This is a genomic window from Bacteroides sp. FSHCM14E1, from assembly GCF_019633785.1.
Lineage (GTDB): Bacteria > Bacteroidota > Bacteroidia > Bacteroidales > Bacteroidaceae > Bacteroides > Bacteroides hominis.
The window spans coordinates 49,563-66,797 of sequence record NZ_JADKYL010000015.1 but is presented as its reverse complement, the minus strand read 5'-3'; the positions used below and the strand labels follow the sequence as shown (position 1 = coordinate 66,797).

Genomic DNA, 17,235 nt, shown 5'->3' with positions numbered 1-17,235 from the left:
TTAGTATTAGAAATATCCCGGATTCTGTTTCATCTCTGGGAAGAACGATAACTCGGTAAACGGTATCGGCATCAGCACCCGGTATACCTTCTCTTCGTTGAAAAGATGCCAGAGGTACTCTCCACGCGCCGGATCACCAAACGGATCAAAGAACTGCAGAGGATCACGATAACGGCAGATATCTGCCAAGTCGACCATCGACACATCCGGGAAACGGGCTACATCGAGCCACCCGCAATCATCCTCGGCTGCCAGTTCGCGCAGACGTTCATACATCAGCTCCTTCAATGCATTGGCCGGACTGATATTCGTAGGAATCATCATAACCGAACCCGGCTGGTAAGTATAAGGAGCATCTCCCTGAGAGACAAACATATCTTTGATGGAACCCTGATGGCAAGCACGGTCACGGATGATGTTCATCGTTTTCACTCCTTCCGAAGCATGACCCTGCATAATCTGGGCTTCTGCTTTCAGTAAGTAAACCTCAGCCAGACGTAAAACAGGATAGTCCACACCACCGTAATTGATATCAAAAGTAGAGCTCAGCTCACTCGGATTCAGGTTACGGAACTTACCCAACTGCCACCAGTTACAGTTCCAGAGGTTGGGCTTGTTCTGCCCGTTCGTCTCGTTCTTCCACCAAGCCCGTTCGTGACTCTCGAGAGCCACATCCATGACTTTAAGCTGCTCTTCGGTATAATCGTTTACTTTACCCGGTTCGATGTAGAACTCAGGGCCCAGTTCACGTCCGGCAGGTTCGAATACCCACAAGCCGACTGGAGCACCGCCACTGTTAGGACCGGTCACCCAGCCTTTCACCGAACTCCACATGCGACGGGTAACATCTCCCGTTATGGAGTATTTCCCGGTACGGTCATAAAGATTCTGCAAATCATAAGGAGTTGTCCCCGGTTTCGGACTCTCGGCATTGAAGCGGTCCACCTGTCCGTAATCCATACACACGTCCTTGAAACTGTAGTTATGTTCCCACATCGGTATGTCATATAGCAGCGTCAGCCACGAGGTCAGGTTTCTTCCGCCGGTAGCACCGTACTTGCCTTCACCGGCAAAGCCCATCGGTATCTTATTTCCGGTGCCCACCCCTTCTTCTGCCAGCACGCTGAACATAATCTCGTTGTTGCGTTTGGTAAATACAGCGGGGAAGTACTCTTCCAGCTCATAAGTTCCATATATACCGGCAATAATATCGTCACACAACTTCACGGCATCGGCATATAACGTCGTTTTATCCACATCGCCAGCCGTCGTTTCATTGATCTTATCCCCATACATTTCCGCACGGCGGATATAAGAAGCATGGAATATCTTCATCTTTGCCAGCATACCTGCCACGGCTCCCTTCGTCACACGGCCGTAAGCAATGCCCGAACGGTTATCCAGACACTTATCCAGTGCATAAGCCATCTCGTCATAAAGAAACTTGAACATCTCCTGCCGGGTTGCCCGTGGCACATAAGCCGGTTTCGGTCCGGTAGGCTCTGTGACCAGGGGCACACCACCGTAATAGCGGTACAAAGTAAAGTAAGCATAAGCCCGGAGGAAACGCACCTCGCCCATCAGCATCTCGGTTGCCGATCCGGTGATGGTGGCCTTGTCCAATGCAGAATGTCCGGCGTTCTCGTCAATCACTCCTTTGTTAGCTTCCAGTCTTTCAAGTATCAGGTTCGCCTGCGCGATATATGAATAATGCTTTGACCATAAGTTCAGCACACTACCCGAGGTAGATGTCAGGTCGAACGGACCTTCATTCATCAGCGAAGGCATCATAAACCGGTCGCTGGTCATAATTCCATCGTTCACATGCCCGGCATTGGCATAGAGTATAGCAACATTACGCAAAGCAGCGTCATATGAGGTATAGAAAGTCTCAGACGGAAGTTCTGTTTTCGGTAACTGGTCGAAATACCCCTCACACGACACTAAGGCGCAAGAGGTTAAAAGGGCTAATAATATTTTCTTCATGGCAGTACCTGTTAATATTTGAAATTAAGTGAGAATATATGAGAGCGGGCGTACGGATAGGCCGAAATGTCGACTCCCGGAAGAATACGGTTGTTCACAGAGCTACCGCTACGTACCTCGGGGTCATATCCCGAATAGTTCGTAAGACAGAAAACGTTGTTAATCGTATACGTCAGAGCCAGGTCTTTAATCTTCCAAGCCTTCAATACGTTCTTCGGTAAACGGAAGGTAACAGCCAGATTGTTCATCTTCAGGAACGAACCGTCTTCCACCATCTCCGAGTTGGAAGCAGCCCACATATATCCTGACCAGTCAATGGCGCCGGGACCTGTAAAAGTACCGGTAGGATTGTTCGCAAACCAGGCATCTTTATAATACACAGCCGATTTATTGCGGATATCCCCGTTGTTCATCAGGTTGTATACATTACCATTGATAATATCATTTCCGTATGACCAACTGAAGTCCATAGCCAGTTCGATGAACTTCCAGCGCAGACGAGTGTTCAAACCACCGATAAACACCGGATTCACGTCTCCGATCACAACACGGTCACTCATATCCACTTTTCCGTCTCCATTGGTATCGGCAAAGGATGGGAAACCGTAAGGCATCTCTCTCTCGGTAGCATACCACCAAGGAGAATCGGCACTGCCTATACCGTTATAATCCGAATGCCAGTTGCTGCGGATGCCTTCCATCTGCAAACCATAGAAGAGTCCGAGAGGATATCCTTTTTTAATCAGAACATTCTCCGAACCGGAAGCCGAACCTACGGGACGTCCTTCGAGCATCTGTGTTTCAGTACCTAAGCTAAGCACCTTGGACTGATTGGAGCTAAAGTTCACCGTAGCATTCCAGGTAAAGTCCTTTTTATCAATAAGCACACCGCCTACACTGATCTCAAATCCGCGGTTACGCACCGAACCAATGTTACGGGTCACCTTCCCGAAACCGGAAGTACGTGGCAGATTTTGTTCGAGCAGCATATCACGGGTAGTCTTTGTATAGAGGTCCAATGACACATTCAGGCGGTTATTGAACATATCCAGGTCGAGACCACCGTTAAACTCTTCGGTCACCTCCCAACTGATCTCCGGGTTCGCCATACGGCTGGTATACAAAGCCGGGATAGCTCCGTCACCAAAGATGGCCTGACGCTGGCTGGAAGACAATGTCTGTGCATAAGCATAAGGAGCAATCTGGTCGTTACCCACCTGGCCATAGCTGAAACGTAGCTTCAGGTTGCTTACGTTCTTCTCCAGCCAAGGCACATTCTTGAAGAATTCTTCTTCTGAAACTCTCCAACCCAGCGCACCGGATGGAAAGAATCCCCAACGGTTATCGGGACTGAATTTAGAAGAACCGTCAGCACGCATGGAAGCTTTCAACAAGTAACGGCCTTTATAAGAATAGTTGGCCATAAACACTCCCGAGAGCATGGCTATCTTTTCGTAAGATACACCGGGAGACTTCACATGGTTACCACTTTTTGCATCATAAATACCTTCCCACCCCAAATCGGTATTGAACTGGGAATATTCCTGATTAAAGGTTTCATACTTATTGGTATTGGCCTCATACACGGCATTCACCGAAAGACTGTGTACCTTGTTGAATACTTTATTGAATCCGGCCTGTATCACTCCACGCATATTTAATCCGCTTTGTGTAGCATACGTAGCCAAGCCATTATTATCATAACCGCGCTGGATGGTCTTCGGAACAAATTCTTTGACTTCCCCTTTAGGGATACGAACGCCAATACCGCCTTTTACAAACCAGTTATCATTAATGTTGTATACCAATTCCGCCTGACCGAAGAAAGTATTATTTTTATTATTGTAATCAATGTCTTTCAGCTTCCGATAAGGATTATCCATTTTACCTGTATAGTACAGGTTGTCATCTATCTCCTGGAAAGTCCACTCTTTGGGAACAAGTGGAGAGAAAGTCTGTATTTCATTGAAAATGTTTCCTTCTGTCCAGAAAGCACCGCTACGAATATTGTGCTCATACGAGATATTCGTGTTCAAAGTCAGTTGTGGAAGCAGTTTGATGCTGTTATTCGTCTGGAAATAGAATCGCTTAAACCCGGTATTGATTGCGATACCGTCTTCGTTCATCAACGAGAAAATGGTAGAGTTCTGTATCCGTTCGGTTCCGCCTCTGTAAGACACTTCATAATTCTGCTTGGTACCATTCTGCAAACAGAGATCCGGATAGAACTGGAAACGGGAAGGATTGGTATTCCATACCTGATCTTTATACTCCTGGTAGAAATCGGCATTCTGCCAGCGTCCGCTCATAATCATATCACGCATATATGCACGCATGTAATCTTCGGCACCCAGCATCGGGATTGAATTTGCCAGTTTACTGATACCATAAGTAGCTTTTACGGAAATCTCACTCATACCGGCCGCACCTTTCTTGGTAGTAATCAGCACAACACCATTGGCACCCTGCGCCCCATAAATGGCAGTAGACGATACGTCTTTCAAGATAGAGATACTCTCGATGGCATCGGGAGAGATAGTTGCTAAAGGACTTTCCAGCGGATCGTCCGAGATAGGAAGCGGGAAACCGTCAATGACATACAAAGGCGAGCTGCCTGCCGTAATAGAACTGGCTCCACGAATCTTAATCGTGATTCCTCCACCCGGCGCACCATCATTGTTCATTACCTGTACACCGGATATTTTGCCTTTCAAGGCTTGTTCCAGGCTTAACGGATTGGTTTGCATAAACTGGTCGGAGCTCAAACTGGATACAGATCCGGTTAAGTCTACTTTACGCTGAGTCTGATAACCAGTCACCACCACTTCATCAATCAGCACTCCCGAATCCATCAGTACATCTATCCGATTCTGACTGCCTACGGTTTTCTCAACCGTATTCATGCCGATCATCGAAAAAACAAGTACTTGTCCCGGAGATACGTTTTTAATCGTATACTCTCCGTTTTCATTAGTAATCACCCCGTTGTGTGCCCCTTTCACTTGTACAGTGGCTCCAATAACAGTTTCATTACTGCCTTTCTCTCTCACTGTACCCGAAATGCTCTTTGTGTTTTGAGCAAATCCACCTGCCGACACCAGCACAAACATGCATATTAAGAAGACGGCTTTTATCCTGCCTTCGGTATCTGCTCTAAGGTTGTTCAGATCTTTTAGATTCATAATATTAGTAATTTAGTCATTAAAAAGGATTCATACATTTTTAGTTTCTTTGTCAAGTCCCGAAGCCAAATCAGGACGAGTCCATTTTGTGTGGTTCCATACTCAGTTGTTTTTGCATTCGTATTTTACTGTTTTGTTGTTTCAGCAAAAGTAGGCGAAAAGAGACCCGAACCATAGAACAATAAATTATTCACTGATACTCATATTCATATTTACACCAAACATTACCATAGTGAATATAAATATCAGTTTGTGACCATAAGTGCCTTTCTGATTCGTTTTTATTTCAGACTTTTGTGTTGTACGTAATTAAGAGACGAATGAAGAAGAGCTTTTTTACCCTGATTTTATTTATTTCTTCTGTTATACTAAATGCACAACAGAATGAACTTATGTTCCACTCTCTGGGCAGTCAACACGGACTTACATATAGTGCCGTACGCGATATTGTGCAGGATTCGAAAGGATATATTTGGATTGCAACCCTCAAAGGACTGAACAGGTATGACGGATACAACATTAAACAATACTACAAGTCGGATGACGGACTTTCTTCAAACTGCATCGAGAAACTGCTTCTGCTTGGGAAAGATACTCTATTGATGGGAACTAATGAGGGGGTGTGCTTATACGATATGATGAAAGAGAAGTTCACCACTATTGTTCCGCAAACCAAGACCCCACTATACGTGCTGGACATGGTCTACGACGGACGTTCAGTCTTCATCGCATCAGATTCCGGACTCTATGCGTATAATAAAGTAGAGCAAAGCATGGCACTGCTCTACAAAGGATTGATTATAAAAGTAACACTGGATATTAACGGAAATGTATGGGCTGTCGGTCCGAATACGATTTATTGTTTCCGCCCCAACGGACAAATGACCCGGAAAATCACAGCGGCAGAAGTCTCTTCCGACTATCCTGTCGAATTCACTTCCATCTACAAAGATTCTCAGGGCACTCTATGGCTGGGAACTACCGAAAACGGATTGTACCGATATAATAAGAATTATAACCAGTTCGTTTCAGTGGAGTTCTCTTCACAAGACAGAAAAGACATGCGCTATATCCGCTGCATTCAGGAAGATATGCGGGGAAATCTATGGATCGGAACCGAAAACGGACTTTTCATCTACGACTACACGGACAACAGTTACGTACAATACCGCCAGCATGCGAAAGATGTCCAGTCCGGACTGAACGATAATGCAATCTACACCATTTATAAAAGTCGTGGAGATATTATGTGGATCGGTACATTCTTTGGAGGTATCAACTATACCAGCCTGACTGAAAACAACTTCCACTACCTGATAGCAGATAATGGGAAACAATACCTGAAAGGAAAAGCGATCAGTAACATCATCAAAGATAAAAAGGGAGCGTTATGGTTTGCTTCCGAAGATCACGGAATCTCCATTCTTTATCCGGACGGTCACATCAGGTACCTAAACAAATCGACCCATCCATCGCTAAACGGAGACAACGTACACGCATTAGCCGAAGATTACTCCGGCAATATATGGATTGGCAATTTTGTCGACGGCCTACAAAAGGTGGATTTGGAGAGGGGATATATCCGCTCATATAAGAATTTGGCAGGAAGAGATACGGGGTTATCCAATAATTCAATCTATAAGCTCTATGTTCACAACCCCGATACTATGTTCATAGGCACAAGCCAGGGAGTCAATATCTATCATTTTCAGACAGATTCATTCACCCCCTTTCTTCCGGATGTATTCCGACTTATACGCATTGACGACATCATACGTGATAAAAAAGATAATATCTGGTTTTCTGCACACTTCAACGGCATCTTCCGGTATCATATTCCTACCCATAGCATCCACCGATACCAGAAAGGAGCGACAGGTTGTAAAACTATGACCAGCGATAACATCTATTGCAGCTTTATCGATTCGAAAGGAGATGTCTGGTTTGGCACCAGTAATGGAGGACTGATGAAATATGATGCAAATGCAGACAGTATACAGGTTTTCGGGAAAAAGAACGAACTCCGGCAGAGAGACATCTATTCCATACAGGAAGACGGTTTCGGCTATCTATGGATGAGTACGGACAACGGTATTTTCTCATTTAATCCGGAAAGTCAGAGTTTTGCCCACTACAAGGTATCCGACAATCTGATTTCGAATCAGTTTAATACCTGTCCGGGTTATAAAGATACAAACGGTACTCTCTACTTCGGAAGTATCAATGGTGTATGCTTTTTCCGGCCGGAAGGATTGAACCATAACAACCCTACAAACGATATCCACCTGACTTTCTCAGACTTCAAGGTTTTCAATAAGCATGTGCAGCCGTCACCGGATGGTATCCTGCAAAGCAATATCGACAGTACGTCCCTTATCCGCTTACCTCACGGTATGAATACCCTGACTTTTGACTTCCTGGTAATCAACTACAATGAAAACTGTCAGTCACAACTTTCTTGTGAATATTATCTGGAGGGTATGGAGACCGAGTGGAACACAACACAACAAATCCCACAATCAGTCACTTATACCAACCTCGATCCCGGAACTTATAAATTCCATGTACGGGTTATCGGGAAAAACGGAGTTGTATTCGACCGCCGTGAAATCACTGTAAACATCCTTCCTCACTTTCTATTGAGTGGCTTCATGATCACCATTTACTCTTTAATCGGGCTCCTGATCGGCTTTATAATTGTCCGCTTCTACCGCATTCGCATGCGTGATAAAATGGATATACGCATCGAACGCATGGAAAAGAACAACCTGCGCGAACTAAACAAGCATAAGCTAAATTTCTTCACTTATATCACCCACGAATTTAAGACTCCTTTGTCTATACTGATGGCCGTATTCGAAGATATATCAATCAGCCGGAACAACACAATCACCGGAGAAGAAATGAAAATAATCAATCGGAACATCCAACGCCTTCAGTTTCTTATCAATCAGCTTCTGGAGTTTCGTTCCGTAGAAACCGATCACGCCCGTATAGAATATGTGAAAGGAGACATCATGACATACGGACGTAGTATCTTCGAATTGTTCATCCCTGTCTTCAGACAAAAACAGGTTGTCTTTCAATATACAACCTCAACAGATTCCTACTATACGGTCTTCGACAGAGACAAGATTGAAAAAATCATCAGCAATCTGCTCAGCAATGCCTTCAAACATTCTGATCCTCAGAGTGAAATAAACTTCAGGATCGATGTGGATAAGAATGCCGGACAACTGATTCTTTCTTGCCACAACAGCAGCTCTTATATTCATCCGGAACAACGGGAGGCTGTCATGCAACCTTTCCATAAAACCGATTCGTCTGATCAGAAATATTCTAATACAGGTATCGGTCTGGCTTTGGTGAATGGATTAGTTCAACTACTTTCAGGCACGGTTGAGATAGAAAGCCATCAAAATAGTGGCACGACCTTCAAAGTAAGATTACCTCTGGTAGAAGACTCTAAAGATATGATCGTTCCCGATGAAACGCTGGATATCGTCAATTCCCCCGACGTAGTAGCAGACACTGTATACCTACTCAATAACTCCGGGTTAAAAGAAGATATGAATGCCGCAAATACAGAAAAGAAAATGACTGTACTACTGGTAGAAGATAATCCGGATATCAACAACATATTAAAAAGTAAATTACTACGTTTATATAAAGTGAAAACAGCTTATAACGGGCAGGAAGCTGTCGAATTGCTGAAAACACACATTATCGACATCATTATCAGTGACATCATGATGCCTTATATGGACGGATATGAATTGAGCAGGTATATTAAAACCTCTCGGGAGTATTCTCACATTCCGGTCATTCTTATCACTTCTCAACCTTCGAAAGAGAACGAGTTGCAGGGATTATCGGCAGGAGCAGATGCCTATATCGAAAAACCTTTCACTTTTGATGAACTGAACCTCAGAATCACCAATTTACTCAAAGCTAAAAGTAATATCCGCGAACATTATCACGATATGAAAATATTCGAACTCAACGAAGAACTTAACAACAAAGACGAAGAGTTTATCAAATCGTTGACCCAATTCGTCATCGAACATATCGAAGAACCGGAATTGAGTGTCGATCAATTGACTGCACACATGAACATCAGCCGAACCCAACTATACAATAAGCTGAAGAAACTGTTAAATCTGAGTGCCACCGAATTTATAAATAAAATCAAGATCGATGTTGCCAAAGTAAAGATTATAAAAACCAATCTGACTATCGCCGAAATCTCATGGCAGCTTGGATTCAATAATCCCAGCTACTTCAGCAAAACATTTAAGCGTTTCTGTGGAGTGACACCCAATGAATTCAAGAACAGCAAAGGTCAGTAAACAGACCGGTTCATCACCCATTCGGAAAAATACATTCTAAAAGTGGTCGGATACATTCGTTTTTTGTAAATGCCGGATAATAGCCTCTACTCCCATAAACATTACCCATATGAATAATAAGAGCTATTAATATTCTGTATTTTAACACGAATACATGCTCAACAACATACATACCAGTTCGTACCTGTTCAAAATATTATGTATATATTTGCCATTGTTAATCCAAACACAATGAAAACAGGAACAATATTCAGCATAGAGGAGTTTGCCATCCACGACGGACCGGGAATCCGAACAACGATATTCTTAAAAGGATGTCCTTTACACTGTGCATGGTGCCATAACCCCGAGGGCATCTCACCACAACCACAATACATGATTAAGAAAGGAGTCAAAAGCATTTGTGGATATCAGATAACTGTAGAAGAACTGATTGCCATAATTGAAAAGAACCGGGATATCTATAGGCTTAACCGGGGAGGAATAACACTAACAGGAGGAGAGCCTTTGTTTCAACCGGATTTCATCACCGAATTGCTCGAACAACTTCCGGATATACATACTGCTATCGAAACAAGCGGATATGCAAACACTCATACTTTCAGCAAAGTTATTTCCTTGGCAAATCTGATCCTGTTCGACATCAAACACACAGATCCGGAGATGCATCGAAAATATACAGGTGTAGATAATACGATCATACTAAAAAACCTTACCGTACTTTGCGATTCAGGGCAGGATTTCATCCTTCGGATACCACTGATTCCAGGTGTCAACGATACCCGGGAAAATATGACAGCCATTTTCGAAAGAATCAAAAATGCCCAAAACCTGATACGCGTCGAGATCCTCAGATATCACCGGACAGCAGGTGCCAAATACGCAATGATCGGAGAAAAGTATCACCCTCCGTTCGATACCGGAAAAACACCACAAATCTATAATGTATTCGAAGAAAATAATATCAAAAATCTAATTGTATGAACGAAAGAATTAACTATCTAAAAACGTATATTTTAGATAAACAACACCACTCACAAAGAAGAACACTACAGAGCGTAGGACTTGATAAATTGAGTACGTCCTATGCTCTACATGGTTTATCTCCTGTAGAACGCGCCACAGCTTGCTTTGCTGCCTCAATGGATGCCGAAACTCCGGTTATACTTCCGGGTGAAAGAATCGTTTTTACCCGCACCCTCACCCAAATACCGGATCCCTATACCCCGGAAGAATGGAATGAAATCAAAAGCAAACATTATATCCATGAAAAAGGTACGGTATGTAACATCTCTCCTAATTATGCTTACACAATCCGACATGGGTTGGAAGCACGGAAACAAGAGATTCGGAAACGTCAGGAAACACCCTCATTAAATGAAAGAGAAAAAACATTCCTGCAAGCAATGTATCAAAGCATCATATCCATACAAAATTTAATTGAGAAATACGAGCAATATGCATTATCCATTAACGAGACAGAAACAGCATATACTTTGCACACCGTCAAAACAGAAGGAGCCCAAAACTTCAGACAGGCCCTACAACTTTTGAGGATTCTCCATTTCTCCATTTGGGAAGCAGGTAACTATCACAACACACTCAGTCGTTTCGACCAATATATGTATCCTTTCTATCAAAAAGACTTGGAAAATGGAACACTTACCAAAGAGGAAGCATTTGACTTACTTGAAGAATTTTTCCTGGTATGCAACAAAGACAGTGACCTGTATCCGGGTATGCAGCAAGGCGACAACGGTCAGAGCTTAGTATTGGGAGGACGCAACGCAAACGGTGAATACTTGTTCAACGACCTGTCACGCATGTGTTTGCAAGCAAGTTACGAATTGAAGCTGATTGATCCCAAAATCAACATTCGTGTAGACCAAGGTACTCCCAACGAGATATTCACTTTAGGTTCCCGCCTGACAAAAATAGGGCTGGGCTTTCCACAATACAGCAATGACGACGTCATCATTCCGGGACTTATCCGCAAAGGATATTCGAAAGAGGACGCATACAACTATGTCGTGGCTGCCTGCTGGGAGTTCATCATCCCCGGTAAAGCCATGGATATTCCCAATATAGACGCTGTTTCTTTAATAGGATGTGTAGACCGATGCATTGAAAAGCTCAACACTTGCCCGGATTATCCATCTTTTTATACACTGGTTGAACAGGAAATACAAAAAGAAGTCGATACAATCTGCGAAAAACACCGGAATCTCTACATTATCCCTTCTCCTATGATGTCTTTGCTTATGGATGGCACCATTGAAAGAGCCAAAGATATTTCAGAAGGATCTTACTATAATAACTATGGCATTCACGGGACCGGCATTGCAACTGCCACCGACGCCCTTGCTGCTCTGAAAAAATACTATTTTGAAGAACAGAACATAGATTATACCACTCTGCTTACTGCTATAAGAAACAACTTCCAAGGCTATGAAGAGTTACAGAAAAAGCTAAGAGAAGAAGCTCCCAAAATGGGACAGGATAATGATTATGCCGACCTGATAGCCGGAGCTCTACTCGACTCTTTCGATCAGTCGTTAGCCGATAAACGAAATGAACGCGGAGGAGTTTATCGGGCAGGTACCGGAACAGCCATGTACTACATTTTTCATTCCAATCAATTGCGTGCTACTCCCGATGGACGTAACGATGGTGAAATGATCCCGGCAAATTATTCCCCCAGCCTGTTTCTCAAGCAAAAAGGACCGATATCTGTTATTAAATCATTTACCAAGCAGCACCTGGATCGTGTTGTCAATGGCGGCCCCCTCACCCTGGAATTCGACCAGTCTGTATTCAGCAACGACGAAACCATTGAAAAATTGGGTATGCTTGTGAAAACCTATGTTGTCCTTGGTGGTCACCAGCTACAGTTAAATACAGTCAGCCGGGAGAAACTGCTACATGCCCGTAAACACCCCGAACAACACAAGAACCTGATTGTCCGGGTATGGGGATGGAGCGGATACTTTGTAGAGTTAGACGAATGTTACCAGAATCATGTTATTAACCGGATCGAATTCGGTCTATAAAACATCTGCATTATGAAAAATACAGTAAAGAATTTCATGTTTTACATTGCCTTCGTGGCATCCCTGGGAGGATTACTTTTTGGATTCGATACCGCAGTAATATCCGGAGCCGAAAAATCCATCCAAACAGTATATGGCCTATCCGATTTCAGCCATGGTTTTACCATTGCCATCGCTTTAATCGGTACTATCATCGGAGCTTTCATCTGTAGTAAACCCGTAGAGAAATACGGACGCCTGAAAGCACTAAAAATAATTGCTTTCCTCTATTTTGTTTCTGCCGTGGGCAGTGCTGCCATCATCGACTGGTATTCCTTTTTATTTTTCCGCTTTGCCGGTGGACTGGCCGTAGGAGCCTCATCCGTAGTCGGTCCCATGTACATTGCCGAAATATCTCCTTCACGCTGGCGTGGACGTTTTGTCGCATTCTTCCAGTTCAATATTGTCTTGGGTATTGTACTTGCCTACTTCTCCAACTATTGGATACATGGCATTGCACACGACTGGCAATGGATGTTGGGAGTCGAAGCCATTCCCGCCATTGTGTTTGCACTCCTACTATACACCGTACCGGAGAGCCCTCGTTGGCTGGTAAAGCAAAACAAGGAAACCGAAGCCCGTCGCATCATAAAAGAAGTCAGTAATGCGGATATTGAACAAGAAGTACATGAAATCAGAGAATCTCTGGTAGCGACAGGAAACTGTGGCGAAAAGCTCTTCCAACGCAAATACCGTAAACCAATCCTCTATGCTTTCCTTATTGCTACCTTTAACCAGTTATCTGGAATCAACGCTATCCTTTACTACGCTCCCAGAATTTTTGAGATGTCAGGTGTATTTACTGACTCTGCCATGATGCAATCTATAGTAATCGGGCTGACAAACCTCACATTTACCATGATCGGAATGATTCTGATAGATCAGGTAGGACGAAAAAAGCTACTCTACATCGGTTCTATCGGTATGGCTATTTCTTTGGCATTAGTAGCTAAAGGATTCTGTCAGGATACTTTCTCAGGTTATTATATGCTTGCCTGTCTGATGGGATTTATCGCATTCTTTGCTATTTCACTGGGTGCGGTTATTTGGGTTTTAATCTCTGAAGTTTTCCCCAATAGTGTCCGGTCTAAGGGGCAAGTGCTGGGTAGCATGACACACTGGGTATGGTCCGCCCTGCTTTCTTGGATGTTTCCTGTCTTCATCCGTACAGGAGGTACTTTCATTTTCAGTTTCTTTGCCATTATGATGTTCTTAAGCTTTTTCTTTGCCCTCAGACTTCCGGAAACAAAGAACAAATCCCTGGAACAAATACAAAAAGAACTGACCAATTAACCATTTGCGAATAATAAACTAAAAACATGAATCGTATGAAAACTAAACTCATCATTTTATTAATACTCACTGCCATGATACACACAAACACAGTACAAGCTCAACATTCACAATTGAAAAGAGCCGACTTTCAGCAAGTAATCGACGGGAAACAAACCGATCTCTACTTTCTGAGAAACAAAAACGGAATCGAGATTGCCATTACCAATTTCGGAGGACGAGTCGTTGAGTTCTGGACCCCGGATAAAAACGGTCATTTTGAGGATATTGTCCTCGGACACGACCATGTGGACAAATACCTCCACTACAAAGGTGAAAGGTTTCTGGGAGCCACTATCGGACGATATGGTAACCGAATCAGGAAAGGAAAATTCACTCTGAACGGAAAAGCCTACCAACTGCCAATCAATGATATTCCCAACAGTCTTCATGGTGGATTCAAAGGATTCGACATGGTAGTATGGGATGTTGAACAGCCGGATAGTCAAACTTTACAACTTACCTATCTGTCTAAAGACGGAGAAGAGGGATACCCGGGAAATTTACAAGTATCCATGAGTTACCAACTGACGGATAAAAACGAATTTATCATCACTCACCAAGCTCGCACAGACAAAGAAACGGTTATCAACCTCACCCACCACTCCTTTTTCAATCTACACGGAGCAGGCAACAAAGATATCAACGATCACATACTCATGATCAATGCAGATAAGTTTACTCCTGTCGACCATACACTAATCCCTACCGGTATTCTTCAGGAAGTAGGAGGAACTCCAATGGATTTTCGCCATCCCACAGCCATTGGAAAACGTGTCAACGACTTATTTGAGCAATTAAGTTTCGGCCATGGCTACGATCATAATTGGGTACTGAACCGCAAGACCTCCGATAAGCCCGAACTGGCAGCAACCGTTTATGAACCAACCTCAGGACGCTTTCTTGAGGTATGGACTACTGAACCCGGACTACAATTTTACGGTGGTAACTTTTTCGACGGCACAATGACCGGAAAGCATGGTAAAAGATACAACTACCGGGCTTCTTTGGCACTCGAAACGCAACACTATCCGGACAGTCCGAATCAACCTGCCTTCCCGTCAACAAACCTTCACCCCGGCGATACTTATAAACATATATGCATCTATAAAATCAATGTACAATGAAAACCACAACACATTTATCCGTTGCAGCGGTACTCACAGTACTGATGCAGATGGGGTGCCAGTCTCCTGCAACTGACACCCGGCAAATACTCCACCTACCGGAGTTAGACCAGGTCCGGATAGAAGATGCTTTCTGGAGTCCGAAACTTGAAACCTGGAGAAAAGTAACAGCTAATGATGTATTAGACAAATTCGAAGGAAAGTATACTCCTTTCCCCGGATGGGACGATACACGAGATGCCTTCCGGAATTTCGACCGTGTTGCCAAAGGACAGAGAGATATCAAACAACACGATGGTCCAGAATGGTATGACGGACTCGTTTACGAAAGTATCCGGGGCATTGCAGACTTCCTTGCCGGACATCCCAATAAAGAAATGGAAAAACGAATCGACGGATATATCGACCGTATTTATGCCGCTCAGCAAACAGAACCTACCGGCTATATCAACACCCACACCCAACTCATGGAAAATGACCATAGATGGGGAGATAATGGGGGGCTCCTGCGCGGACAACACGATGTATATAACGCCGGAATGCTAATCGAAGCCGGAGTACACTATTATCAGGCAACCGGAAAAACACGCTTACTTGAAATAGCAACTCGATTTGCCAACTATATGGCAGATTATATGGGGCCGGAACCACGTAAAAATGTCGTTCCTGCGCATTCCGGTCCCGAAGAAGCCGTAATGACCCTCTACTGGTTGTATAAAAATGAACCGGAATTGAAAGATAAACTCTCCATACCTGTCCGTGAGTCAGATTACTACGACCTGGCCACTTTCTGGATTGAGAACAGAGGACATCACTGCGGTTATCCGCTATGGGGAACATGGGGATATCGAAAATCTGAAAAATGGATTAAAGACGCTTGCTATCACCAAACGGAATTCGGTCCCCATTCCCGTCCCTGTTGGGGGGAATATTCACAAGATTCCATCCCGGTACTTGAACAAAAAACAATCGAAGGACATGCTGTACGAGCTACCTTGATGGCAACCGGTTTAGCCGCAGCCGCACTTGAAAACCAATCTCCTCAATACATTGAAACGGCTAAACGTCTTTGGGAAAACATGGCAGGCAAACGGATGTTCATCACAGGCGGAGTCGGTGCCATCCACGAAGATGAAAAGTTCGGTCCGGACTACTTCCTGCCTACCGACGCCTATTTGGAAACCTGTGCAGCCGTAGGAGCAGGTTTCTTTAGTCAACGCATGAATCAATTGACCTGTAATGCCCGCTACATGGACGAAGTGGAAAGAGTACTCTATAACAATGTACTGACAGGCGTTTCTTTGTCTGGTGATAAATACACTTATCAGAATCCCCTGAATACTGACAAACCTGACAGATGGGAATGGCATGTATGCCCCTGTTGCCCACCGATGTTTCTGAAAATCATGTCCGCCATGCCCAGTTACATCTATGCATATCAGGGAGATAATATCTATGTCAACTTACTCATAGGAAGTGAAGTACGCATACCGATCGATAAAAATAACAGTGTCCGCCTGAAACAGTTAACCTCTTATCCGTGGCACGGTGCCGTTTCCATTCAAGTCAATCCCGATAAAGCCAGTACCTTTTCTATAAAAGTGCGTATTCCCGGATGGGCACAAGGTACAGAAAACCCATATGGGCTTTACCAGTCGAACCTGAAAGCCCCCGTTAAATTGAAAGTCAACCAAAAGGATATTCTCCTGAGAATTGTCGATGGATATGCGGAAATCAGCCGGGAATGGAAAAAAGGCGATCACATCGAACTTGAATTACCGATGCAACCTCGCCTGATCACTGCGAACGAAGCAGTCAAAGACTTACGTGGACAAGTTGCGCTGGCATCAGGCCCCGTTATTTACTGCTTTGAGGATGCGGATAATCCGGAATTGCCTACACTGACACTTCAACCACAAACACCACTGGAGCTTTCTCACGACAACGATCTGCTTCATGGAGTCAATATCATCAAATGCCAGAGTAAAATTCCGGCAAAAGCCATCCCATATTATGCTGTAGCCAACAGAAAAGAGAGTCATAGTTACAAAGTATGGATTCCCCAAGAGTAAAGAAACAGATGATTACTACAAATTTATCTCAAATGAAAAATAATGTATCGCCATTTATACGTAAATTTGCGGAACAAGAATCATCTTAATTATACAAT

8 protein-coding genes are annotated in these 17,235 nt (G+C 43.8%); 6 read left to right on the top strand and 2 right to left on the bottom strand.

The genetic code is table 11. From position 1 onward, the window contains the following. Window positions 1-6 precede the first annotated feature (6 nt). Together ISX59_RS18520 and ISX59_RS18515 are read right to left on the bottom strand one after the other, a co-directional pair. Window positions 7-1,986 (bottom strand): RagB/SusD family nutrient uptake outer membrane protein, encoded by a 1,980-nt coding sequence (locus ISX59_RS18520; RefSeq protein WP_005811641.1) that lies wholly within the window; start codon window positions 1,984-1,986, stop codon window positions 7-9. 11 nt (window positions 1,987-1,997) lie between these two features. After that, entirely contained in the window at window positions 1,998-5,168 is a 3,171-nt protein-coding gene (locus tag ISX59_RS18515; protein WP_022011252.1) for a TonB-dependent receptor, read from the bottom strand. A gap of 320 nt (window positions 5,169-5,488) precedes the next feature. Here ISX59_RS18515 and ISX59_RS18510 point away from each other — a divergent pair, with 320 nt between their 5' ends. From ISX59_RS18510 to ISX59_RS18485, 6 genes are all read left to right on the top strand, one after another. Then, window positions 5,489-9,517 carry a two-component regulator propeller domain-containing protein gene (locus ISX59_RS18510; RefSeq protein WP_032539158.1) on the top strand — a complete coding sequence of 1,343 codons (4,029 nt, stop codon included), beginning with the start codon at window positions 5,489-5,491 and terminating at the stop codon, window positions 9,515-9,517. 198 nt (window positions 9,518-9,715) lie between these two features. Beyond that, window positions 9,716-10,501 carry a glycyl-radical enzyme activating protein gene (locus ISX59_RS18505; protein ID WP_032530302.1) on the top strand — a complete coding sequence of 262 codons (786 nt, stop codon included), beginning with the start codon at window positions 9,716-9,718 and terminating at the stop codon, window positions 10,499-10,501. Beyond that, a complete protein-coding gene (locus tag ISX59_RS18500) occupies window positions 10,498-12,567 on the top strand; it encodes a pyruvate formate lyase family protein (protein ID WP_032539157.1) in 2,070 nt (689 codons plus the stop codon). Before ISX59_RS18505 ends, ISX59_RS18500 begins: the two co-directional genes overlap by 4 nt. A gap of 12 nt (window positions 12,568-12,579) precedes the next feature. Continuing rightward, a complete protein-coding gene (locus tag ISX59_RS18495) occupies window positions 12,580-13,899 on the top strand; it encodes a sugar porter family MFS transporter (protein ID WP_005781934.1) in 1,320 nt (439 codons plus the stop codon). Between the two features lie 35 nt (window positions 13,900-13,934). After that, a complete protein-coding gene (locus ISX59_RS18490; RefSeq protein ID WP_175413937.1) occupies window positions 13,935-15,065 on the top strand; it encodes an aldose epimerase family protein in 1,131 nt (376 codons plus the stop codon). Then, the gene (locus tag ISX59_RS18485; protein ID WP_032539155.1) at window positions 15,062-17,137 is read left to right on the top strand and encodes a glycoside hydrolase family 127 protein; all 2,076 of its coding nucleotides are present in this window, start codon (window positions 15,062-15,064) and stop codon (window positions 17,135-17,137) included. The genes ISX59_RS18490 and ISX59_RS18485 overlap by 4 nt, the downstream gene beginning before the upstream one ends. The last annotated feature ends 98 nt before the right edge of the window (window positions 17,138-17,235 follow it).